21 protein-coding genes, 1 tRNA gene and 1 pseudogene are annotated in these 20,439 nt (G+C 70.8%); 13 read left to right on the forward strand and 10 right to left on the reverse strand.

Features of this window, described 5'->3' with window-relative positions; genetic code table 11:
• Positions 1-22 precede the first annotated feature (22 nt).
• Both IEY87_RS45460 and IEY87_RS04245 read right to left on the reverse strand, forming a co-directional pair.
• The gene (locus IEY87_RS45460; protein WP_225278043.1) at positions 23-301 is read right to left on the reverse strand and encodes a hypothetical protein; all 279 of its coding nucleotides are present in this window, start codon (positions 299-301) and stop codon (positions 23-25) included.
• A gap of 54 nt (positions 302-355) precedes the next feature.
• Positions 356-1,402, reverse strand: a complete 1,047-nt coding sequence (locus IEY87_RS04245) for an MBL fold metallo-hydrolase (protein ID WP_189137103.1) — start codon at positions 1,400-1,402, stop codon at positions 356-358.
• Positions 1,403-1,708: 306 nt separating this feature from the next.
• On the opposite strand from IEY87_RS04245, the gene IEY87_RS04250 reads away from it, so the two are divergent.
• Positions 1,709-4,444 carry a helix-turn-helix transcriptional regulator gene (locus IEY87_RS04250; protein ID WP_225278042.1) on the forward strand — a complete coding sequence of 912 codons (2,736 nt, stop codon included), beginning with the start codon at positions 1,709-1,711 and terminating at the stop codon, positions 4,442-4,444.
• A gap of 145 nt (positions 4,445-4,589) precedes the next feature.
• Here the strand turns inward: IEY87_RS04250 and IEY87_RS04255 are convergent, their stop codons facing one another.
• Complete coding sequence (locus IEY87_RS04255; protein ID WP_189137105.1) at positions 4,590-4,766, reverse strand: hypothetical protein; 177 nt, start codon at positions 4,764-4,766, stop codon at positions 4,590-4,592.
• A gap of 448 nt (positions 4,767-5,214) precedes the next feature.
• Between IEY87_RS04255 and IEY87_RS04260 the strand changes: the two are divergent.
• Positions 5,215-5,367, forward strand: a pseudogene (locus tag IEY87_RS04260) (IS256 family transposase); the annotation flags it as partial.
• A gap of 375 nt (positions 5,368-5,742) precedes the next feature.
• Positions 5,743-6,156 carry a tyrosine-type recombinase/integrase gene (locus tag IEY87_RS04265; RefSeq protein ID WP_225278041.1) on the forward strand — a complete coding sequence of 138 codons (414 nt, stop codon included), beginning with the start codon at positions 5,743-5,745 and terminating at the stop codon, positions 6,154-6,156.
• Between the two features lie 194 nt (positions 6,157-6,350).
• On the opposite strand, the gene IEY87_RS04270 is transcribed toward IEY87_RS04265, so the two are convergent.
• Positions 6,351-6,424, reverse strand: a tRNA-Arg gene (locus IEY87_RS04270).
• 183 nt (positions 6,425-6,607) lie between these two features.
• On the opposite strand from IEY87_RS04270, the gene IEY87_RS04275 reads away from it, so the two are divergent.
• Positions 6,608-7,390, forward strand: coding sequence for an aminoglycoside phosphotransferase family protein (locus IEY87_RS04275; RefSeq protein ID WP_189137108.1), 783 nt, complete (start codon positions 6,608-6,610; stop codon positions 7,388-7,390).
• The gene (locus IEY87_RS04280) at positions 7,374-8,309 is read left to right on the forward strand and encodes a cobalamin biosynthesis protein (RefSeq protein WP_189137109.1); all 936 of its coding nucleotides are present in this window, start codon (positions 7,374-7,376) and stop codon (positions 8,307-8,309) included. The genes IEY87_RS04275 and IEY87_RS04280 overlap by 17 nt, the downstream gene beginning before the upstream one ends.
• On the opposite strand, the gene IEY87_RS04285 is transcribed toward IEY87_RS04280, so the two are convergent.
• Genes IEY87_RS04285 through aztA form a run of 3 tightly spaced genes read right to left on the reverse strand, consistent with a single transcriptional unit; the run spans position 8,297 to position 9,750 of the window.
• Positions 8,297-8,464 (reverse strand): hypothetical protein, encoded by a 168-nt coding sequence (locus IEY87_RS04285; protein WP_189137110.1) that lies wholly within the window; start codon positions 8,462-8,464, stop codon positions 8,297-8,299. The two genes, IEY87_RS04280 and IEY87_RS04285, sit on opposite strands and share 13 nt — an antisense overlap.
• A 14-nt stretch (positions 8,465-8,478) precedes the next feature.
• Positions 8,479-9,057, reverse strand: coding sequence for a winged helix-turn-helix domain-containing protein (locus IEY87_RS04290; protein ID WP_189137111.1), 579 nt, complete (start codon positions 9,055-9,057; stop codon positions 8,479-8,481).
• Between the two features lie 45 nt (positions 9,058-9,102).
• Positions 9,103-9,750 carry a zinc ABC transporter ATP-binding protein AztA gene (gene aztA, locus IEY87_RS04295; protein WP_225278040.1) on the reverse strand — a complete coding sequence of 216 codons (648 nt, stop codon included), beginning with the start codon at positions 9,748-9,750 and terminating at the stop codon, positions 9,103-9,105.
• Positions 9,751-9,812: 62 nt separating this feature from the next.
• Between aztA and aztB the strand changes: the two genes are divergently transcribed.
• The 5 genes from aztB to IEY87_RS04320 are packed head-to-tail and all read left to right on the forward strand — an operon-like array spanning position 9,813 to position 15,323.
• Entirely contained in the window at positions 9,813-10,631 is an 819-nt protein-coding gene (aztB, locus tag IEY87_RS04300; RefSeq protein WP_189137113.1) for a zinc ABC transporter permease AztB, read from the forward strand.
• On the forward strand, positions 10,628-11,782 hold the full coding sequence (locus IEY87_RS04305) for a hypothetical protein (RefSeq protein ID WP_189137114.1): 1,155 nt from the start codon (positions 10,628-10,630) through the stop codon (positions 11,780-11,782). The genes aztB and IEY87_RS04305 overlap by 4 nt, the downstream gene beginning before the upstream one ends.
• Positions 11,779-12,651, forward strand: a complete 873-nt coding sequence (gene aztC / locus IEY87_RS04310) for a zinc ABC transporter substrate-binding protein AztC (protein WP_189137115.1) — start codon at positions 11,779-11,781, stop codon at positions 12,649-12,651. Before IEY87_RS04305 ends, aztC begins: the two co-directional genes overlap by 4 nt.
• 17 nt (positions 12,652-12,668) lie before the next feature.
• Positions 12,669-13,820, forward strand: coding sequence for a zinc metallochaperone AztD (gene aztD, locus IEY87_RS04315; protein ID WP_189137116.1), 1,152 nt, complete (start codon positions 12,669-12,671; stop codon positions 13,818-13,820).
• Positions 13,821-13,838: 18 nt separating this feature from the next.
• On the forward strand, positions 13,839-15,323 hold the full coding sequence (locus IEY87_RS04320) for a cobyric acid synthase (protein ID WP_189137117.1): 1,485 nt from the start codon (positions 13,839-13,841) through the stop codon (positions 15,321-15,323).
• Here IEY87_RS04320 and IEY87_RS04325 read toward each other — a convergent pair.
• On the reverse strand, positions 15,314-15,772 hold the full coding sequence (locus tag IEY87_RS04325) for an ArsR/SmtB family transcription factor (protein ID WP_189137118.1): 459 nt from the start codon (positions 15,770-15,772) through the stop codon (positions 15,314-15,316). The two genes, IEY87_RS04320 and IEY87_RS04325, sit on opposite strands and share 10 nt — an antisense overlap.
• A 111-nt stretch (positions 15,773-15,883) precedes the next feature.
• On the opposite strand from IEY87_RS04325, the gene IEY87_RS04330 reads away from it, so the two are divergent.
• Genes IEY87_RS04330 through IEY87_RS04340 form a run of 3 tightly spaced genes read left to right on the forward strand, consistent with a single transcriptional unit; the run spans position 15,884 to position 18,595 of the window.
• On the forward strand, positions 15,884-16,795 hold the full coding sequence (locus IEY87_RS04330; RefSeq protein WP_189137119.1) for an ABC transporter ATP-binding protein: 912 nt from the start codon (positions 15,884-15,886) through the stop codon (positions 16,793-16,795).
• Entirely contained in the window at positions 16,773-17,564 is a 792-nt protein-coding gene (locus IEY87_RS04335) for an ABC transporter permease subunit (RefSeq protein ID WP_189137120.1), read from the forward strand. The genes IEY87_RS04330 and IEY87_RS04335 overlap by 23 nt, the downstream gene beginning before the upstream one ends.
• 2 nt (positions 17,565-17,566) lie before the next feature.
• The gene (locus IEY87_RS04340) at positions 17,567-18,595 is read left to right on the forward strand and encodes a PucR family transcriptional regulator (RefSeq protein ID WP_189137121.1); all 1,029 of its coding nucleotides are present in this window, start codon (positions 17,567-17,569) and stop codon (positions 18,593-18,595) included.
• 86 nt (positions 18,596-18,681) lie between these two features.
• Here the strand turns inward: IEY87_RS04340 and IEY87_RS04345 are convergent, their stop codons facing one another.
• Both IEY87_RS04345 and IEY87_RS04350 read right to left on the reverse strand, forming a co-directional pair.
• On the reverse strand, positions 18,682-19,299 hold the full coding sequence (locus tag IEY87_RS04345) for a LysE family translocator (protein ID WP_189137122.1): 618 nt from the start codon (positions 19,297-19,299) through the stop codon (positions 18,682-18,684).
• A gap of 22 nt (positions 19,300-19,321) precedes the next feature.
• Positions 19,322-20,269, reverse strand: coding sequence for a quinone oxidoreductase family protein (locus IEY87_RS04350; RefSeq protein ID WP_189137123.1), 948 nt, complete (start codon positions 20,267-20,269; stop codon positions 19,322-19,324).
• Between the last annotated feature and the right edge of the window lie 170 nt (positions 20,270-20,439).

The following is a 20,439-nucleotide window of genomic DNA, read 5'->3' on the forward strand; positions in this document are numbered from 1 at the left end:
TGCGGCCTGACCGGGTACGGCCTCAGCACGGCTCCGGCGGCCAGGGCCGCAGGGACACCGGAGCCCCTAGCCCCAGCGTGATGAGCTGGTTGCGCGGATGCGGATCGCTGATGGCCAGCGAGGTCACCATCGCGGTGAACCCGCCGGCCAGCAACGCCGTGCCGGACTGCCCCAGAGCCGCGAGGACGGTCAGGGACGCGGCGGCGCCGAGGACGGCGCGCATCGCGGAGGCCAGCCGCATCAGCCCGGGTTCGGCGGCGGCGAAGCGCTCCCACAGCGACGCCGTCTTTCTTGCCCACATGACGGTCTCCGTACATCCTTCCGTGATGAGAACAGAGGTCCTCCGACGGCCGGGTTAGCTACGGCTGAACCCCGCCCACTCCTTGATCCGGAAATTGCCGCCGCTGCGCTCCACCTCTGCAGCGCCGTGGCCGGGAAGGTGCGCGGGCAGGATGAGGGCCTTGTGATCGGCGGCCCACTCCAGTTCGCGGCGCCGGGTCGCGAGCGCCTGCTTCTCGTCCTCCTCGAAGCAACTGTTGAACTCGGGGTGTTCGAGCTGCAGCGGGGTGTGGAGCAGGTCGCCGATGAACACCGCTCTGTCGTTTCCCGACTCCAGCCGGATTACGGACGAGCCGGGAGTATGTCCGGCGGCGAGGTCCAGCTTCAGACCGGAGTCAAGGATGTACGAGCCCTCCCACAGCTTCACCAGGCCCGCCTCGTGCACCGGGAGCACACTGTCCTCCCAGACGTTCTGGTTACCCTGCCAGTACTTCGGCCGCACAGGGCCCGCGGGGTTCCAGAAGTCGAATTCGATCTTCGGGATCAGATAGGTGGCGTTGGGGAAGGTGGGCACCCAGTCACGGCCCTCGCGCCGGGTGTTCCAGCCGACGTGGTCGTTGTGCAGGTGGGTGTTGACAACGACGTCGACGTCCTCCGGCCTGACTCCCGCGCGGGACAGACGGCCCAGGAAGCCCGTGTCCATGTACTGCCACTGCTTGGCGTACGGACGGAACTTGTCGTTCCCGGCGCCGGTGTCGATCAGGATCGTCCTGCCCCCGCTGCGCAGGACCCAGGTCTGCAAAGCGGAGTTGACCATGTCGGTGCCCGGCTTCCAGAAGTCCGGGCTCAGCCAGTCCTTGTTCTCCTCCCAAAGTTCCTTCGGACTTCCGGGGAAGAACTGGCGTGAGGTCATGCCGACGGGTCCGCTGTACTCCAGGACACGAGTGACGGTGACCTTGCCCAGCTTGATCGTCTCGACGCGGGTCCGGCTCTCGGAGGCTGCGGCGGAGGCGGTGGCCGGCCGGCCCAGCGCGCCGCCCAGCAGCCCGGCGGCGCCGATGCCCGCCGCGGCTCCGACAAAGCCGCGCCGGTTCAGGGAACGTGAAGTATTGATGCTGTTCATTTCCGCACTCCGATGGAATCACTGGTCACGTCCTGCGTGTCATCGCGAGCAAGTAACAGCAGGACCGTGATAGGCCGCTCTCTGATGGTCGCGGCCAGACGCTCACCATCGTCCGCAATACTGGCGCCGACCGGTATCAGTCACCCGACTGAAGGGCCGCTGCCAGCAGATATCGGACAGCGGAATATCCCGGACGCCGCACGCGTTGATGACCTCGCGCGATTATTCGAGCAAATCTCTGGAGCGTTTGTGGAAAACGGTAGAAGGGCCCAAGGGAAGAACTCGGCAGACGATCTTTATCTGTCGATGGTGGGCCGGGAAACCGAGACCGCGGAAATCATGCGGCGGATCGCCGCTGACCGGTCATGCGGCGAAGTCCTGATCCTCACGGGCGACCCCGGTGCCGGCAAGAGCATGCTGCTCGACTTCGCGGCCGGTCACGCGCGGCGCGAGGGCGGACGGGTGCTTCGAGCGGCCGGCAGCGTGTCTGAGGCCCATCTGGGATTCGCGGGCCTTCATCAACTGCTCCGCCCGGTGCTCGGCGAGCTGGACAGCCTGCCGTCGTCGCAGCGCTCCGCGCTCCGGACCGTCCTGGGGCTGGACCAGGGAACCGTGCCCCCAGACGGCGTGCTCACCGGATCGGCCATTCTCACCTTGCTGTCGGACCTGGCGGAGCCGGCACCGCTGCTCGTGGTGGTCGACGACGCCCAGTGGATCGACCGTGCATCGCTGGACGTTCTCTCCTTCGTGGCCAGGCGCATGGACGGCGAACCCGTCACGCTGCTGCTGGGTGCACGCGCCGAGGCTGCGGTGCCCGGGTTCGACAAGGGATTCGAGCGCCTGGAGATCGGCCCGCTGAGCGGTGGGGCGGCGAATCGTCTGCTCGACCGGCAGCCGGCGCCGCCCACCGGCCGAACCCGGGTACGGATCCTGCAGGAGTCGGCCGGCAACCCGCTGGCTCTGGTCGAACTCGCCCGCGCCGGCGCGACCCGGCATTCCGGCGGCGGCAGCGTGGCGGGCCCGCTGCCCATCACCGATCGACTGGAGCGGATCTTCGCGGAGCAGGCGCGGTTCCTGCCGGAGGCGACCCGTCGCCCCCTTCTGCTGCTCGCGGCCGCTGACGTAACGGACGCGTTCACGGCCTCTCGCGGACTCCCCGAAGCCGGCGACAAGGCGTGGGAACCCGCGGAGCGGGCCGGTCTCGTACGCCAGGACGGCCTCTGGATCTCCTTCCGCCACCCGCTCATCCGCTCGGCCATCTACCATGCCGCCTCCTTCGAGGAACGCAGGCAGGCGCATCTCGCTCTCGCGAAGCTGAGCGAGGAGCCCGACCGCCGTGCCTGGCACCTCGCCGCCGCGACCACGCGTCCCGACGAGGAGGTGTCGGCCGCTCTGCGGCAGACGGCCGGCCGGGCGCGGCGCCGGGGCGGCTATGCGGCCGCCGCCGCCGCTCTGGAACGCGCGGCGGAGCTGAGCCCGCGCCGCGCGGACCAGGCGCGGCTGCTGGCCGAGGCCGCCGACATGGCCGTCTTCACCGGTCAGCTCGGCTGGGTGGAACGCCTGGCCGCCGAGGTCCGCGAGCTCAGTGACGACCCGTCACTGAGCAGCGGCGCCGCGCTTGCCACCGGGCGGCTCAGGTCCCTGCGCCGGCCTCATGCGGCGGCCTTCGCCCTGCTGACCCGCGTCGCCGACGAGGCGGCGGCCGTTCACTCGCCCCGCGTGCTGGACGCGCTCGCCGCGGCCGCGGTGGTCCGCTACTACTCGGGCGAGGAGCCACAGCGGCAACGGATCGAGAACCTGCTCTCCGCCGTACCGGACCTCACCGCTAGGGGCCCCTTGCGCGCCTGGGTGCAGGCCGTCTCCGACCCCAACGGCGCGGGAGCCTCCCTGGCTCCGGCGCTGCCCGGGCTCATCGCCGAGGCCAGGGACGACGCCGGCAGTCTGACCACGCTCGCCATCGTGGCGTGGATCCTGGACCAGCCCGCCCTGGCCGCCAGGACCTTCGACGAGGCGTACGACCGGTGGCAGGCCCGCGGCTCGCTGCCGGACGGCCTGGGCTCCGCCGTCGGTTGGACCTACCTGGATCAGAGCCGATGGACCGAGGCCCGTTCGGTGGCCGCCGACATCTCGGCGGTGGCGTCAGCGGCCGGGCTGGACCACGCCGAGGCATGTGCGTACGCGCTGGACGCGACGGCGCTCGCGCTGCTCGGCGAGACCGGCGACGCGCGACACGGTGCCGAGCGGGCGTTGGCCCTCGTCGACCCGCTGGAGAGCCGCTCCATCGTGGTCTTCGCACGCCGGGCCCTGGGCCTGGCGGCCGTGGCCGAGGGCGACTACGACACCGCGTACGCGCAGTTCCGCTCCGCCTTCACCGGCGACGGCGATCCGGTTCACTATCACGTCTCCTACACCGTCCTGGCCGAACTCGCCTCGGCGGCCGTCCGCCGAGGGCGGCAGGAGGACGCCGCCGACCTGCTGGAGCGATCGGCGTGGCGCCTTGGTACCGGCATGTCGGTACGGATCACCGCACTGCTCAACCGAGGCCGCGCCCTGCTCGCCGAACGGGACCACGCGGAACCGTACTTCCAGGCGGCGCTTGCGGACGATGCGGGCGAGCAGTGGCCGTTCGAGCGAGCACAGACACGGCTGGACTACGGTGAGTGGCTCAGGCGGCAACGTCGCATCGCCGAGGCTCGCCCGCTGCTGACCACGGCACTCGACACCTTCCAGCGGCTCGGCGCTCGGCCATGGGTGGAGCGGGCGAAGGCGGAACTGCGCGCCGCCGGCATCGAGGCCGCCAGCAGCGAAGCGCCCGGCGCTCTCACCGAGCTCAGTCCCCAGCAGCAGCAGATCGTCCAGCTCGCGGCCCGCGGCCTGACGAACCGTGAGATCGGAGAGAGAATGTACCTCTCGCCGCGCACGGTCGGCTCCCACCTCTACCGGGTGTTCCCCAAACTGGGCATCACCGCCCGCGCACAACTCCGCGACGTGGTCGAAGGCGCCCTGTCGAGCGTCGGCGGCCAGGGCCGGGATCCGGTCTGACACATGCGTGGACCGGAATGCTGCTGCCTATGCTCAGCCGCAAGGGTCGCGCCGACGTCGCCTCGGGATTGAAGTCCATCAGCCGGTCCTAACGGATGGCCATGTTCAGCGCATGCCGAAGCGTCGCCCGGATGCTGTATCGCTATCAGGGCCGGGTGTGCAACGCGATCTCCATGACGAACAAGACGTACAGGCGCTTGAGGAACACGGTGTCGCAGTAGAAGAAGTCGCACGCCAGGATGCCGGAGGCTTGTACGCGTAGGAACTCGCTCCAGGTCGATCCCGTACGCCGCGGTGCCGGTTCGAGGCCGGCTTTCCTCAAGATGAGCCACACGGTGGAAGCACCCATGCGATACCCCCAGCTGGCGAATTCACCGGCGATCCACCGATACCCCCACAACGGGTTCTCCCGGGCCATCCGAAGGACCAGCGATCACACCGAAGGCCGTGCCGCAGGCCGCCCATGCCTGCGGCGCTTGAACATCCAGCGCCTCCGCACCAGATCAGCGTGCCAGTGCAACAGTGTGCCCGGCGTGACGAACAACCTCAGACGGTCGGCTGCGGGCAACAGCCGGGCCAGCGCACTGATCACCGCCCGATCCGCCCACGACGGTCGCGGCCGGGCGACCGTTCACGTCCAGGGAGATGGTGTGCGGGTGATCTAGCCCATGCTGTGGTGCGGGTGAGATCCATGTGACAAGAGACGGCCACTCCGTAATCCTTCGATTCGCCTATATCTACACGAAGGGGATGAAGTGGCCGTCAATGACATTGTGCCTGCTGTCGGGGAGTACTTGGACGACACCCTGGCCGCAGCGAGCCCGGACCTGCTGCGGACGATGATCCGCGAGTTCGCCCAGCGGATGATGGACGCCGAGGTCGAGCAACTGTGCGGCGCCGGCTACGGCGAGGTCAGCAACGAACTCGGCGGTGTCCTCCACGAGTACTCACATGCGGCTTGAACTGCATGGATGACATTATCGGCAGGCGCAGGGGTGGGCGGCGGGTCGATCCGATCGACGCCTACATCCGGGTGCCCCGTCCGTCGGCGGTGATGGTGTGGACGCCGGAGCAGACCCGGTTGTTTCTGGAGGAGGCGAGCCGGCATCGGCTGTTCGCCCTGTATCGGTTGATCACGCTGCGAGGTCTGTGGCGTGGGGAGGCGTGCGGGCTGCGCTGGAAAGATGTCGATCTCGACGCCGGAACCGTGAGCATCGCCTGGCAGCTGGTGCAACTGGCCGGACGGATCCACGAGGGCAGGCCCAAGACGAACGCCTCCATGCGCACCGTCGCCCTGGATGCCGAGACGATCGCGATCCTGCGCGCTCACCAGCGGCGTCAGCACCAGGAACGGCTCGCCACGGGAGAGGCGTGGAGGGGGGACCGGCTTCGTGTTCACCCAATCCGACGGCGACCGGCTGCATCCCCAGCACGTGTCCGATCAGTTCCTTTGGCTTGCCTATCTGGCGGGCCTGCCACCGATCCGGCTGCATGATCTGCGGCACGGAGCGGCGTCGTTGATGCTGGCCGCGGGTGTGGAGATCAAGGTGGTCCAGGAGACGCTGGGGCACACCTCCAGTGCGTTCACCGCCGACACTTACACCTCGGTCTTTCCGCAGGTGGCGATGGCGGCGGCGGAGAAGACCGCGGCGCTGTTGCTGGGAGACGACGATCAGGAAGGGCGGAGCGCGCTGAGGCATCTGCACGCCTGACCGGGATGGAAGAGCGGTCTCGTCTCGCCGGACTCGCGGCGGAACAGGGCCGCTCTGGCTCGGTGAGCAGCGTAACGATCATGGTGTGTGCGCGATTGGTGCGGGCGAGCACCGCGCGAGCACTGACGGCCTAGAACTATGTTCCATACGCCTACGATGGCACGCGTTTCCGCAGGTCAGAACCATGATCAAAGCGCGCCCTGCAGGATTCGAACCTGCGACCGTCGGATTAGAAGTCCGATGCTCTATCCAGCTGAGCTAAGGGCGCTCCCGACTTATTGTGCATGATCCGGCGACTTGTCATGCACAGGTTTCGCCCGTGTCAGTCCTCGACCCCCACGTACGCGATCTTTCCCTCGTCGGGCGGCGGCTCGGTGGGGTGGTGATCGCGACCCATCTGTGAGCAAAAAGGCCAGGCGGGGGCGTCGCGGGGGGTCTAATCTGTCGTGTCATGTTCGCGACCCTCCTGCATGAGATTCCGCTGCAGGGCGGTGATGTGACGGACGGGGTGGTGCGTGTCGGGGACACGGTGCGCAGGCCGGTCGGTCAGTCGACGCCCGCTGTGCATGCTCTGCTGCGCCATCTGGCGGCGGCGGGGTTCGAGGGGGCGCCGCGGGTGCTCGGGGTGGACGAGTTGGGGCGGGAAGTTCTGACCTTCGTACCCGGGACGACGGGGTGGACGGCGGCGAGTGTCACCGGTGAGGCGCTGGCCGGGGTGGCACGGTTGTTGCGCGGGTTTCATGATGCGACCGCGGGGTTCCCGCTGGCTCATGACGGCTGGGAGGGCGGGTCGAATGATGACGCGCCCCCAGAGGTCATCGGACATTGTGATCTGACCCCGGAGAACGTGGTTTTTCGTGACGACCGGCCGTACGCGATGATCGATTTTGATCTGGCGCGGCCCACCACGCGGCTGTTCGATGTGGTCACCACGCTGCGGCACTGGGCGCCCATCGCCGATCCGGTCGACCGCCATCCGCTGTTACGCGGGGTCGAGGTGGGGGAGCGGTTGCGGGTGTTCTGCGATGCGTACGGTGTCCGCCCGCGTGATCGTCGCCGGCTGCTTGAGCTGTCCAGGCTGCGTTTCCAGCGTTCCTACACGGTCATGCGCACCCGGGCCGCGGCAGGGGGAAGCTGGGGGCGGATGTGGGCGAGCGGCGCGGGGGAGCGCATCCGGCGGGCCGGAGCCTGGCTGGATGTCCACGAAGATGAGTTGCATGCGTATCTGGTCTGACCGAGCCGCAGGGCTCGCGCTGGGAGTGGCGCTCGACGCGATCATCGGCGATCCCCGTAAGGGGCATCCGGTCGCGGCGTTCGGGCGGGTCGCGGGCGGGCTCGAAGGCAAGCTGTACGGGGACGCGCGGGCCAACGGGGTGCTGCACGTGGCGCTCTGTGTGGGGGCGGCGGCGGGGATCGGGGTGCTGGCGGAGCGGGTTCGCCATCCGGTCGTCCGTACGGCGCTGACCGCCGCCGCGACGTGGGCCGTGCTCGGCGGCACCACGCTGGCCCGCGAGGGCGAGCACATGGCCGGCGCGCTGGAGGACGAGGACCTGCGGCGGGCTCGGGAACGGCTGCCGCACCTGTGCGGGCGTGACCCGTCCGGGCTGGCGGCGCCGGAGCTGGCCAGGGCCACGGTGGAGTCGCTGGCGGAGAACACCTCGGACGCGGTCGTGGCGCCGCTGTTCTGGGGGGCGGTGGCGGGGGTGCCGGGGCTGCTGGCCTACCGGGCGATCAACACGCTGGACGCCATGGTCGGGCACCGGTCACCGCGGTACGAGCGGTTCGGCTGGGCGGCGGCCCGGCTTGACGACGTGGCCAACTATGTCCCGGCGCGGCTCACCGGGCTGATCACCGTACTGGCGGGTCCGGACCCGCGTGGGGCGCTGGCCGTACTGAAAAGGGACGGTCACCGGCACCCCAGCCCCAACGCGGGCCGGTGCGAGGCGGCGTTCGCCGGTGCGCTCGGCGTCACGCTGGGCGGGGTGAACGTCTACGGCGGCAGGATCGAGCGGCGGCCGACCATGGGGGACGGGCCTCAGCCGCGGGTACGGGACATCCGGCGGGCGGCGCGGCTGACCAGGGCGGTGAGCTTGGTCGCCGCGGGCGCCGCCGTGCTGACCGCCTGGGCGGTGCGCCGGGTTCAGACCCGCTGAAGGGTCACCAGACGGAGCCCGGTCTCGACGAGTTTCCAGCCCAGACGCAGGCGCACGGCCGACCAGGGGGAGCGGTGGCGCGGGCGGGCTTTCGCCTGCGAGTGGAGCTCGGCGGCGCGGATGTGGTGGAGTCGTAAGTGGATGTCGGGATGCATGCTGTGGCTCCAGATCATGGACGGGTCGGGAAGCCGAACAGGTGGAGGACGACGTTCTCGCGGCCTTCGGCGTCCGGTGTCGCGTCGGCGTGTGCTTGCCACTTCTTGAGCACCTCGCGCAGCTCCTCGCTGGCCTGCCGCAGCTCGTCGGCGGTGAGCTGGGCCAGGGTGCGGGAGGTGAAGGCGGCGCTGCGCCACTCCTGCTCCCAGGCCGCCTGCTCGTCGAGGTAACGCTCGTAGAGCTCGACATGCTCGCGGAAGGCCAGCCGGGTGAACGCGGAGTAGGCGGCGGCCCGCTCGGGAGCGTCGCTGAAGTCCTTGTGGCTGACGGAGTAGCTGCTCAGGACCATCTGCCACCAGCGCTCCCGGCCGTCGGAGCTCTGCTGGTCGGCCTCCTCGATGACGCCGTGGGCGGCCAGCTTGCGCAGGTGGTAGCTCACCAAGGAGACGGCCTCGTCGACCTGGTCGGCGAGCTGTGAGGCGGTGGCGGTGCGCGCCTGGTAGAGGGCGCGGTAGAGCCTCAGCCGCAGGGGGTGCGCCAGCGCCTTGAGCGTGTCGAGCTCGGTGATGCGCCGGTTCTCGTCGGTGGCCATGACTCCACCGTAAATAGGAAAGGAAAATTGCGCAACTAAATTTTCCTATCTCGGGGTGAGCACGGAGTGGGGTGGGCCTTCGGCGACGAGGCGGCCGTCGTCGAGCAGCAGGCAGTGGTCCGCGCGCAGGGCCGAGGGCAGGTCGTGGGTGGCGTGCACGACGGTGACGCCGGCGGCCTTCGCCGCGGCGAGCGCCGTCTGGATCAGGAGGTCGGCCTTGGCGTCGAGGCCGGTGGTGGGCTCGTCGAGCAGGAGCACCTCGGACTCCTGCGCCAATCCCTGGGCAACCAGGGCGCGCTGGCGCTGGCCGCCCGACAGGGAGCCGAGCGGGCGCGCGGCCAGATCGAGGATGTCCAGGCGGGCCAGGCAGCCGTCCACGATGGACCAGTCGTGTCTGGACAGCCGCCGCCACGGTCCCCGGTGGGCCCAGCGGCCCATGGCCACGGTGTCGCGGACCGTGATCGGCAGTGCGTCCGGCACGTCGCTGCGCTGCATGACGAAGGCGGGGGCGCGCGGGCGCTCGACGGTGCCGGAGGTGGCGGGGATCACGCCTGCCAGGACGCCGAGCAGGGTGGATTTGCCGGAGCCGTTCGGACCTACCAGCGCGGTCACCGCTGAGGCGGGGATCCGGGCCGTGACCTGCCGCAGGACCGTCCGCCCCGGGTAGCCGGCCACCAGCTCGTCGATCGCCATGCCCGTCATCTGAGCCCTCTCACTTGAACTTGATAACGGTTTTCATTGTAGAGTGCCGAATCATGGACTGGCTAATTGGCCCCTTTGAGGTGTCTTTCGTACGGCATGCGCTGTGGGCGACGATCCTCGTGTCGCTCATCTGCGCGCTGGCCGGGACCTGGGTGGTGCTGCGGGGGCTGGCCTTCCTGGGCGATGCGATGTCGCACGGGATGCTGCCGGGCGTGGCGCTGGCCTCGCTGCTCGGCGGGAGTCTCGTGCTCGGCGCGCTGGTGGCCGCGGTGGCGATGGCGGCCGGGGTGACCGCGCTCGGCAGGTCGCCCCGGCTGTCGCAGGACACCGGCATCGGACTGCTCTTCGCCGGGATGCTCTCGCTGGGAGTGATCATCGTGTCGCACTCCCAGTCGTTCGCGGTGGATCTGACCGGGTTCCTGTTCGGTGACGTGCTGGCGGTGCGCGGGCGGGAGCTCGGCTATCTGGTGGCGGCGCTGCTGGTGGCGGGGTTGGTGTCGGTGGTGGGGCACCGGATGTTCGTCGCGCTGGCCTTCGACCCGCGCAAGGCGCGCACGCTGGGGTTACGGCCCCGGCTGGCGCACGCGCTGATGCTGGGGCTGGTCACGCTGGCGATCGTGGCGTCGTTCCACGTAGTGGGGACGCTGCTCGTGTTCGGGCTGCTCGTCGCGCCGCCCGCCGCCATAGCGCTGTGGGCCACGCGTATTCCGGTGATCATGCTGGGGGCGGCGCTGCTCGGCATCGGCGCGGCGGTGACCGGGCTGCTCGTCTCGTGGCATCTCGGTACGGCCGCCGGGGCGACCATCACGGCGGTGGCCGTGTCGATGTTCTTCGTGTCGGCGTCGGCGTCCCGGTTGCGAGGCCACCGATGAAGGCCGCGCTGCTCGTGGCGATCATCCTGCTGTCCGGGTGCGGGAACGCGGAGAGGGCCGCCGTACCCGTGGAGGCCGTGTCGCCGCACGGATACGTACGGGGTGCCGAGGAGACGGCCGAGCCGCAGGCTCGCCTGGTCCTGGCCGACGCGGGCACCGGGGCGGTGCACGTACTCGATCTGATCACCGAGAAGGTCACCGCCGTGGCCCGGGTCGCGTCCGTCGAGGGCATGATAGACGACGGCCGTTTCGCCTATGTCGCCCACGCCGGTGAGTCGCTGCGCGTCATCGACAGCGGCGGCTGGACCGTCGACCACGGCGACCACCTGCACTTCTACCGGACCACCCCCCGCGACGTCGGCACGGTCACCGGACGGCGGGCGGCCAGCGACGCGGCCGTGACGGCGGTGTCCGGCTCCGGCGGTGTCCGCCTGCTCGACCGCGCGAAGCTGGAGGAGGGACTGATCGCCCAGACGGCCGCCGTCCCGGGGACCGGCACCGCGCTGCCGTACGGCGAACGGCTCTTCGTGCCGGTCGGCGGCAAGGTCGCGATCCACTCCAGGGCGGGTGCGCCGGCGGGCACGCTCGACGAGCCTTGCCCGCAGCCGCGCGGCGCGGTCGTGACCAGGCGCGGCGCGGTCTTCGACTGCGCCGACGGCGCGCTGCTCGTCGGCGGGAAAGGCGCGGAGAAGATCCCCCATCGCGACGAACGCCCGGGCGAGCGCCCGCACGAGCGTCCGGGCGAGCGTCCGGGTGAGCTCAGCGGCCGCCCTGGTAGCACGGTCCTGGCGGCCATCGCCGGTGACGAGGGCGTACGGGTGCTCGACGTCACCGCGAAGAGCTGGAAACGCCTCAAAACGGGCCCGGTGGCCGCCGTCACCGCCACGGGCCCGCAGGCCCCGGTGCTTGTCCTGACGACCGACGGCGTCCTGCACTCCTGGGACCCCGAGTCCGGCGAGAAGCTCGCGAAGACGCGGCTCCTCGACAGGGCCGACGACCGCGTGACCATCCAGGCGGATCCGAACAGGGCCTACGTCAACGATCCGGCGGTGAAGGCCGTACACGAGATCGACTATCGCGACGGGCTGCGCCGGGCGCGCACGTTCGAGCTGGACTTCACACCCACGCACATGGTGGAGACGGGCCGATGAGAATCCTGGTGATCGTGCTGGCGATGCTGCTGGCGGGCTGCGCGAGCGGTGGTGAGCGCCGTCCCGAGGTGGTGGTCACCACGGACATCCTCGGCGACGTCACCCGCATGATCGTCGGCGACCAGGCCCAGGTCACCGTGCTGATGAAACCGGGCTCCGACCCGCACTCGTTCGGCGTCTCCGCCCAGCAGGCCGCCCGGCTGGAGCGGGCCGCGCTCGTCGTGTACAACGGCCTCGGCCTGGAGGAGGGCGTCCTGCGCAACGTCCACGCGGCGCGGGAGTCGGGGGTCGCGACCCTGGCGGCCGCGGAGGCGGCCGACCCCATCCGCCCCGACCCGCACTTCTGGACCGACCCGCGGCGCATGGCCATGGCCGTGGACGCGATCGCCGGGGCCGTCGAGCGGATCGACGGCGTCGATCCGGCGGTGATCCGGACGAACGCCGCCGCCTACCGCCGCGAGATCGAGCGCCTGGACGCCTGGATGGAGCAGCGCCTGGGCGCCATTCCACCCGCCGGGCGCGAGCTCGTGACCAACCATCACGTCTTTGGCTACTTCGCCCAGCGGTACGGCTTCACGATCGTCGGCACCGTGATCCCGGGCGGCACGACCCTCGCCTCACCGAGCGCCTCCGACCTCAAGGAGCTCGCGGACGCCATCCGCGAGCACGAGGTGCCCGCGATCTTCACCGACTCCGCGCAACCCGACCGGCTCGCGCAGGTCCTGGCCTCGGAGGCGGGGGTGGAGGTCCAGGTCGTGGCCCTGTTCACCGAGTCGCTGAGCGGGCCGGGACAGGGCGCCGACACCTATCTGCGGATGATGCGCACCAATACCGACGCCATGGTCGACGGCCTTGGCACAACCCCCTGAAGATTGGACAAGAACACATGAATCGCACCTTGCCTCTGCTCGCCGCCGTGGCCTTCCTGGTGAGCGCCTGCGGCGCCTCCCCTGTCGCCGCGCCGCCGCCGGTCGAAGTTCCGCGCCCGCCGGTCAACGATCCCCTGGTCACGACGTACGACGGCGGTCTGTACGTGCTCGACGGCAAGACCCTCACCGTGGCCGAGACCATCCCGCTGCCCGGCTTCAACCGGGTGAACGCGGCGGGCGACGACCGCCACGTCCTGGTCTCCACCGCCACCGGGTTCCGCGTGCTGGACGCGGCCACCCCCGAGCTGAAGCAGGACGAGTTCAAGGGCGCCAAGCCTGGCCACGTGGTCCGCCACGCGGGCAAGACTGTGCTGTTCTCCGACGGCACCGGCCAGGTCACCGTCTTCGACCCCAAGCAGCTCACCGGGGGCCTGCCCAAGGGCGAGGTCTACCAGGCGGCGTCCCCGCACCATGGAGTGGCGATCCAGCTGGCGAACGGTGAGCTCCTGGTCACCCTGGGCACCGAGGAGAAGCGCACCGGCATCCTGGTGCTCGGCCAGGACCGCGCGGAGATCGCCCGCAGCGAGCGGTGCCCCGGCGTGCACGGCGAGGCCGCCGCCCAGGGCGAGGCCGTGGTGATCGGCTGCGAGGACGGCGTCCTCGTCTACCGCGACGGCAAGATCACCAAGATCGACAGCCCAGACGCGTACGGCCGCGTCGGCAACCAGGCTGGCACCGACGCCTCGCCCGTCGTGCTCGGCGACTATAAGACCGACAAGGACGCCGAGCTGGAGCGCCCCGAGCGGATCTCGCTCATCGACACCCGCACCGGCAAGATGAAACTGGTCGATCTCGGCACCAGCTACACCTTCCGCTCCCTCGCCCGTGGGCCGCACGGCGAGGCGCTCGTGCTCGGCACCGACGGCGCGATCCACGTGATCGACCCGGTCAAGGGCAAGGAGGTCGACACGTTCGAGGTGCTGGGCGACTGGCAGGAGCCGATCGACTGGCAGCAGCCCCGCCCGGCCCTGTTCGTCCGCGGCCACGTGGCGTACGTGACCGACCCGGCCGCCAAGCAGGTGCACGCGATCGACGTCGAGTCGGGCGCGAAGCTCCGCACCACCACGCTGCCGCAGCCGCCGAACGAGATCAGCGGCCCCGGACACTGATCCGCTACGGTTGGCCGCGTGAAAGGGGCACTGCTCGTCGCGGGCACCACGTCAGACGCCGGTAAAAGCGTGGTCACGGCCGGGATCTGCCGCTGGCTGGCCAGGCAGGGCGTCCGGGTGGCGCCGTTCAAGGCCCAGAACATGTCGCTCAACTCGTACGTCACCGCGGACGGCGCCGAGATCGGCCGGGCCCAGGCCATGCAGGCGCAGGCCGCGGGCCTGGAGCCGGTCGCGGACATGAACCCGATCCTGCTCAAGCCGGGCAGCGACCGCCGCAGCCAGGTCGTGCTCATGGGCCGCCCGGTCGCCGACGTCGACGCGATGGAGTACGGCGCGCTCAGGGACCTCCTCCGGGAGGCGGCCCTGGGCGCGCTGGCCCGGCTCAGGGACCGCTACGACGTGGTCGTCTGCGAGGGCGCGGGCAGCCCCGCCGAGATCAACCTGCGCCCCGGCGACATCGCCAACATGGGCCTGGCCAGGGCCGCGAACCTGCCGGTGATCGTGGTCGGCGACATCGACAGGGGTGGGGTGTTCGCCGCCTTCTACGGCACGGTCGCCCTGCTGGACGCCGACGATCAGGCGCTCATCTCCGGGTTCGTGGTCAACAAGTTCCGCGGCGCCAGAGAGCTCCTCGAACCCGGCCTCGACCAGCTTAGGGAGCTCACCGGGCGGCAGGTCTACGGCGTCCTGCCCTGGCTGGACGGCCTCTGGCTGGACGTCGAGGACTCCCTCGCGCTGGACAGCCGGGCCGTCACCACCGGCAGGCCGTACGGCAGGCAGACGCTCAGGGTGGCCGTGGTGCGGCTGCCGCGCATCTCCAACTTCACCGACCTGGACGCGCTGACGGCCGAGCCCGGGGTGGCGGTGCGATTCGTGACGGACCCGGGCGAGCTGGACGACGCCGACCTCGTGGTGCTGCCCGGCTCCCGCGCCACGGTGCACGACCTGGCCTGGCTGCGCGACACCGGCCTGGCGGCGGCGCTGCGCGCGCGTACCGGGCCGATCCTGGGCATCTGCGGCGGCTTCCAGCTGCTCGGCCGCGAGATCCTCGACGAGGTGGAGTCCGGGGCCGGCCGGGTGGACGGGCTCGGCCTGCTGCCCGTGCGGGTGGAGTTCGCGGCCGAGAAGATCCTCGGCCGGCCCACCGGCCACGCCTACGGACACCCGGTGCACGCGTACGAGATCCACCACGGGCGGGTGACCGTCGAGGGCGGCGAGCCGTTCCTGGACGGGTGCCGCGCCGGCAGCGTCTGGGGCACCACCTGGCACGGCGCGCTGGAGAACGACGCCTTCCGCCGCGCCTTCCTGGCCGACGTCGCGCTGCGGGCGGGGCGCGCCTTCGTCCCGCACCCCGGCAGCGACTTCGCCCGGCTGCGCGAGGAGCGCTTCGACGCCCTCGGCGACCTCGTCGAGCAGCACCTGGACACCGGCGCGCTGCGCGACCTCATCGAGTACGGCCCGCCCAAGGTGCCGCCGCTGCCGCCGGGGGCGCGTCAGCTCTGATGGACCACGTCCGTGGCGGCGGCGGTCAGGGCGAGCACCGGGAAGACGGCCTGCGGCGGCACCCGGTAGACGCCTCGCTCCGGCTGCTCCACCAGCCCGGCCGAGGTCAGCGTCTTGAGATGGTGGTAGAGCTGCCCCTGTGAGGCCAGGGCGAGCTCGCTCTGCAGGTCGGCGATGGGTTGCGGGCCCGCCACGAGCAGTTGCAGGATCCGCAGCCTGGCCGGGTGCCCGGCCGCCGCCAGCACGCCGGCCAGCGGCCCGGTCGGCTGCTCGACCAGCCAGCCGGGGGAGCGGGCCACCTCCCACTGCCACCGGTAACCGCCGAGCCTCGCTTCGCCGCCGTAGGTCAGGTGGCCGGTGTCGTCGCCGGTGGCCGCCGGCGACGGCTCACCCTCCAGGGCGGCGACGCGGGCTTCGAGCTCCCGCAGACGCTCCTCGATGCTGCTCACCCCAGCACCGTACCGACAACTCCGGAATTCCGGAGTCCGGAAGGGAACCGCCGCCGTTTCTGCCGGGGTCTGCCGGTGACGCCGCCGCCCGCCGGGCGGGATCATCCAGGCATGACAGCAGTGGTGCAGGCCGAAGGGCTGACCAAGTACTACGGCAAACGCCGGGGACTGGAAGATCTCACCCTGGAGATCCAGCCGGGAGAGGTCTTCGGCTACCTCGGACCCAACGGCGCGGGGAAGACGACGACGATCCGCCTCCTGCTCGACGTGATCAGGCCCACCCGGGGCCACGTACGTGTCCTCGGCGGCGGCTCGCGGGAGGCCGCGGTGCGCGGCAGGATCGGCTACCTGCCGGGCGAGCTCGCCCTGGAAGGCAGGGAACGGGCCAGGGACTACCTGGAGTTCCTCGGCAGAGTGCGCGGCGGCGTCCCCCGCGCCCGCGTCGACGCCCTGGCCGAACGGCTCAACGCCGACCTGTCGGTGCCGATGCGCAAGCTCTCCAAGGGCAACAAGCAGAAGATCGGGCTGATCCAGGCGTTCATGCACGAGCCGGAGCTGCTCATCCTGGACGAACCGACCGGCGGCCTCGACCCGCTGGTGCAGCAGGAGTTCCTGACCATGGTCCGGGAGGTGCGCACCGCGGGCCGTACCGTGCTGATGTCCTCACACGTGCTGGCCGAGGTGGAGCACGTCTCCGACCGGGTCGGCATCGTACGGGAAGGTCGCCTGATCGCGGTGGAGAACGTGGCCGCGCTGCGCGAGAAGGCGGTGCGCCGCATCGAGCTGCACTTCGACGCGCCCGTCCCGGCCGAGGAGTTCGCCGGACTGCCCGGCGTGCGGGACCTGCGCGTGACGGGCGCCGCCGTGCGCTGCACCATCGACGGCAGGCCGGACGCGCTGATCAAGGCGGCGGCCCGGCACACCGTGGTGCACCTGGTCAGCGCCGAACCCGACCTTGAGGAGATCTTCCTCACCTACTACAGCGACGAGGAGAGACACGATGATCGCCAAGAGTCTGCGTGACTACCGGCGGAGCCTCATCGGGTGGGCGATCGGCCTCAGCGCCTTCATGATGATGTACCTCGGGGTCTACAGCAGCATCAAGCAGAGTCCCGACCTCTACGGCGCGCAGGCGATGGCCAAGTTCCCCGGCGCGCTCAAGGACCTGATGGGCGGGCTGCAGGACTTCACCAGCGGCGCCGGCTATCTGCAGTCGGTCGTCTACCAGCTGTTCGTGCCGTTCCTGTTCATCGCGTGCGCGATGCTCGCCGCCAACCGGGCCATCGCCCAGCCCGAGGAGGCCGGCACGCTGGAGCTCATCGTCACCCTGCCCATCGACCGCAAACGGCTCGTCCTCGACCGCTTCGCCGCCCTCGCCCTCGGCCTGCTCGCGGTGGCCGCCGTGACGCTGCTCGTCACCTGGGTCATGGCCGAGGCCGTCGGCATCGGCGTCACCTTCGACCGGATCCTCGCCGCCCACACCGGAGTGCTGCTGCTCGGCCTCTTCTTCGGCACCGTCACCCTGGCCGTCGGCGCCGCGACCGGGCGCAGGGCCCTCGCCACGACGGTCGTCGGCGGGTGGGCGCTGCTCGGCTACGTCGTCGTCACCATCGGCAAGAGCGTCGAGGCCATCGCCTGGCTCAAATGGGTCTCCCCGTTCCACTACTACGCCGAGGGCCAGCCCCTCTATCAGGGGCTTCCGGTCGGGGACTACCTTGTGCTGGCGGGCGCCACCGCGGTGCTCGCCCTCACCGCGGTCCTCGCCTTCGACAGGCGCGACGTAGGAGTCTGACCGTGTCCGACCGCCGGGAGCTGCCCGCCGACCTGCTCGGCGAGCACCTCCGCACGCTGCGCCAGGCCGCCGCCACCGGCCTGCCGCCCGGCCGGGCCGAACTCGACGCCTACCGCGCCGCCGGCTCCCGCGCCGCCGAACTCGGCCTCCCCCTGCGAACGCTCGTCGACGCCGCGCTCGCCGCCGCCGACGGCTTGACCGCTCCCGCCGTACTGCCCGCCCTGCGCAAAGCCGTCTCCGCCCTCATGGAGGGGTACGACCAAGCCCAGCTCGCCGCCATCCGAGGCGCGGACGTCGAACGCAGGGAGTTCGTCGACGACCTGCTCCAGGGCAGGGCCGAACGCCTCGCCGAACGCGCCGAGCACTTCGGCCTCCGCCTCGCCGAGTCGTACGTCGTCGCCGTCGCCGGCGGCCTGCGGGACGTCGACCCCGACCGGATCGAACGCGACCTGATCGCCCGCTTCGGCTCCCACAACATCCTCCTCGCCGTCCGCGCCTCCGACGGCGACGAACTGCTCGTCTGCGTCGTCCCCGCCACCCTCCCCGCCGCCGTCGGCGAGTTCACCCACCATGTACGATCCCGCTTCCCGACAGGCTGGCGGGTCGGCGTCGGCCGGCCGCACCGCGGACCCGGCGGCGTGGTCACCTCCTACCGGGAAGCGGCCGGCGCCCTCGACCTGGCCGACCGGCTCGACCTCAAGCACGACGTGGTCAAGGCCGCCGACCTGCTCGTCTTCCCCGTGCTGCTGCGCGACAGGAGCGCCATCGACGACCTGGTGACCAGCGTGCTCAGCCCACTGCTCGACGCCCGAGGCGGCCCCGAGCCGTTACTCGAAACGCTCGAAGCCGTCTTCGCCGCCCAGGGCAACCAGACCGCCGCCGCCCGCCGGCTCGGCATCAGCACCCGCGCCGTCACCTACCGCCTGCAACGCATCCGGCACCTGACCGGCTTCTCCCCGGACGACCCCACCCAGCGCTTCACCCTCGAAACCGCCGTGCTCGGCGCCCGCCTCCTGTCCTGGCCCTCGTAGGTCGGTCGACGTCCGGCCGCCACGATGACGCCCACCGGTCAGTCGATGGCCAGCCGTACGCCGAACCCCACGATGACGCCCACCGGTCAGTCGACGGCCAGCCGTACGCCGAACCCCACGATCACCACGCCGGTGATCCGGTCGAGCAGCCGGCGGACGGACGGCGTGCGCAGGGTTCTGCTCATCAGGGCCGCGAATCCGATCAGCGCGGCGCTCCACAGCAGCCCCTCGCCCACATGCACACCCGCCAGCAGCAGGCCCATCACCGCGTGCGGCGCCTCCTGGGGGATGAACTGCGGCAACATCGCCACGTAGAACGCGCCCACCTTGGGATTGAGCAGGTTCGTCACCAGGCCGCGCCGGAAGCCGGTGCGGAACCGTACCTCCTGCCGGGCTTCCTCCTCGCCGGGCGCGTCACCCCTGGCCAGCAGCATGCGCAGGCCCATCCAGACCAGATAGGCCGCGCCCGCCCAGCGCAGCACCTCATAGCCGACCTGCGAGGCCGCCAGCAGCGCGGACAGGCCCACGGCCGTCAGCAGGCCCCAGGCGAGGGTGCCGAGCTGGATGCCCAGCACCACGCCCCAGGCGGGGCGCCTCCCGGCCACCAGCGACGTGCGCAGGATGAGGGCCGTGTCCAGGCCGGGAGTCACCGTCAGCAACGCCACCACCAAGGCGAACGACCCGACAGATGCGGCTATGTCCATGCTTGGAGGGTAATTGGGAAGGCTAAGGGATCAACAGCAGTTTTCCGGTGGTGCGGCGGGCCGCGAGGTCCTCCTGGGCGCGGGCCGCCTCCGCCAGCGGGTAGCGCTGGTGAACGTTCACCTTCAGCTCACCGGCGGCGATCCAGCCGAACAGATCCGACGTCCGGCCCAGCAGCTCGTCCCGGTCCGCGATGTAGTCGGCCAGCTTCGGCCTGGTGAGAAAGACGGAACCGGCCGCGTTCAGCCGCTGCGGATCCACCGGCGGCACCGGGCCGCTGGCCGCGCCGTACAGGGCCATGAGCCCGCGCGGGCGGAGCACCTTGAGCCCGCCGTCGAACGTGGTGGCGCCCACACCGTCGTAGACCACGTCCACCTGGCCGCCCAGCGCCTCGGCGAAGTCGTCGTAGTGCAGCACCTCGTCGGCCCCCGCCTCACGGGCCAGCTTCTCCTTCGCCTCTGAGGAGGTGGTGGCGATCACCTTGGCGCCCCTGAGCTTGGCGATCTGGATGAGCAGCTGCCCCATCCCACCGGCTCCCGCATGGACCAGCACCGTCTCGCCCGGCTTCACCTCGTGCGTGGAGTGGGTGAGGTAGTGGGCGGTCATGCCCTGGAGCATCACGGCGGCGGCCAGGTCCGCCGGCACCCCCTCCGGGACCGGGACCACCTGGTCGGCCGGCACCACGGCCTTGTCGGCGTAGCTGCCCAGGACGCCGGCCCAGGCCACGGTGTCGCCCACGGCCACCTCCCGCACCCCGGACCCGACGGCGGACACGATGCCCGCGCCCTCGGAGCCGATCACGGCGGGCAGCTGCAGAGGGTACGCGCCGGAACGGTGATAGATGTCGAGGAAGTTGACGCCGCTCGCCGCTACGTCGATCACCACCTCCCCGTCGCCTGGGGTGGGATCCGGGCGCTCCACGTACTCAAGAACCTCTGGGCCGCCCTGGGCGGCGATCACGATCGCATGCATACCTCCAGTCAACCTTGCTCCTGGCCGATGATGTTCCCGGGGACCTCCGTGGGGCTTTGCTCTTGGCTCCATCCCCAGCTCAGGACCGAGCTGCCGGGCTTCACTTCATCCCGTGTCGGGAGTGGTGCCTTGTCTGGGCGAGGCTCGGGCCGTCGGGTCCCGACGCGTAG

The organism is Nonomuraea glycinis (assembly GCF_014646515.1).
Taxonomy (GTDB): domain Bacteria; phylum Actinomycetota; class Actinomycetes; order Streptosporangiales; family Streptosporangiaceae; genus Nonomuraea; species Nonomuraea glycinis.

Coding starts and splice junctions, on each gene's coding strand:
- IEY87_RS04275 (WP_189137108.1), top strand. CDS start 6,608: ATGTTCGCGACCCTCCTGCATGAGATTCCGCTGCAGGGCGGTGATGTG.
- IEY87_RS04250 (WP_225278042.1), top strand. CDS start 1,709: ATGGTGGGCCGGGAAACCGAGACCGCGGAAATCATGCGGCGGATCGCC.
- IEY87_RS04345 (WP_189137122.1), bottom strand. CDS start 19,299: ATGGACATAGCCGCATCTGTCGGGTCGTTCGCCTTGGTGGTGGCGTTG.
- IEY87_RS04265 (WP_225278041.1), top strand. CDS start 5,743: ATGCCGAGACGATCGCGATCCTGCGCGCTCACCAGCGGCGTCAGCACC.
- IEY87_RS04330 (WP_189137119.1), top strand. CDS start 15,884: ATGACAGCAGTGGTGCAGGCCGAAGGGCTGACCAAGTACTACGGCAAA.
- IEY87_RS04285 (WP_189137110.1), bottom strand. CDS start 8,464: ATGCATCCCGACATCCACTTACGACTCCACCACATCCGCGCCGCCGAG.
- IEY87_RS45460 (WP_225278043.1), bottom strand. CDS start 301: ATGTGGGCAAGAAAGACGGCGTCGCTGTGGGAGCGCTTCGCCGCCGCC.
- IEY87_RS04350 (WP_189137123.1), bottom strand. CDS start 20,269: ATGCATGCGATCGTGATCGCCGCCCAGGGCGGCCCAGAGGTTCTTGAG.
- IEY87_RS04305 (WP_189137114.1), top strand. CDS start 10,628: ATGAAGGCCGCGCTGCTCGTGGCGATCATCCTGCTGTCCGGGTGCGGG.
- IEY87_RS04280 (WP_189137109.1), top strand. CDS start 7,374: ATGCGTATCTGGTCTGACCGAGCCGCAGGGCTCGCGCTGGGAGTGGCG.
- aztA (WP_225278040.1), bottom strand. CDS start 9,750: ATGGCGATCGACGAGCTGGTGGCCGGCTACCCGGGGCGGACGGTCCTG.
- IEY87_RS04245 (WP_189137103.1), bottom strand. CDS start 1,402: ATGAACAGCATCAATACTTCACGTTCCCTGAACCGGCGCGGCTTTGTC.
- aztB (WP_189137113.1), top strand. CDS start 9,813: ATGGACTGGCTAATTGGCCCCTTTGAGGTGTCTTTCGTACGGCATGCG.
- IEY87_RS04290 (WP_189137111.1), bottom strand. CDS start 9,057: ATGGCCACCGACGAGAACCGGCGCATCACCGAGCTCGACACGCTCAAG.
- aztC (WP_189137115.1), top strand. CDS start 11,779: ATGAGAATCCTGGTGATCGTGCTGGCGATGCTGCTGGCGGGCTGCGCG.
- aztD (WP_189137116.1), top strand. CDS start 12,669: ATGAATCGCACCTTGCCTCTGCTCGCCGCCGTGGCCTTCCTGGTGAGC.
- IEY87_RS04335 (WP_189137120.1), top strand. CDS start 16,773: ATGATCGCCAAGAGTCTGCGTGACTACCGGCGGAGCCTCATCGGGTGG.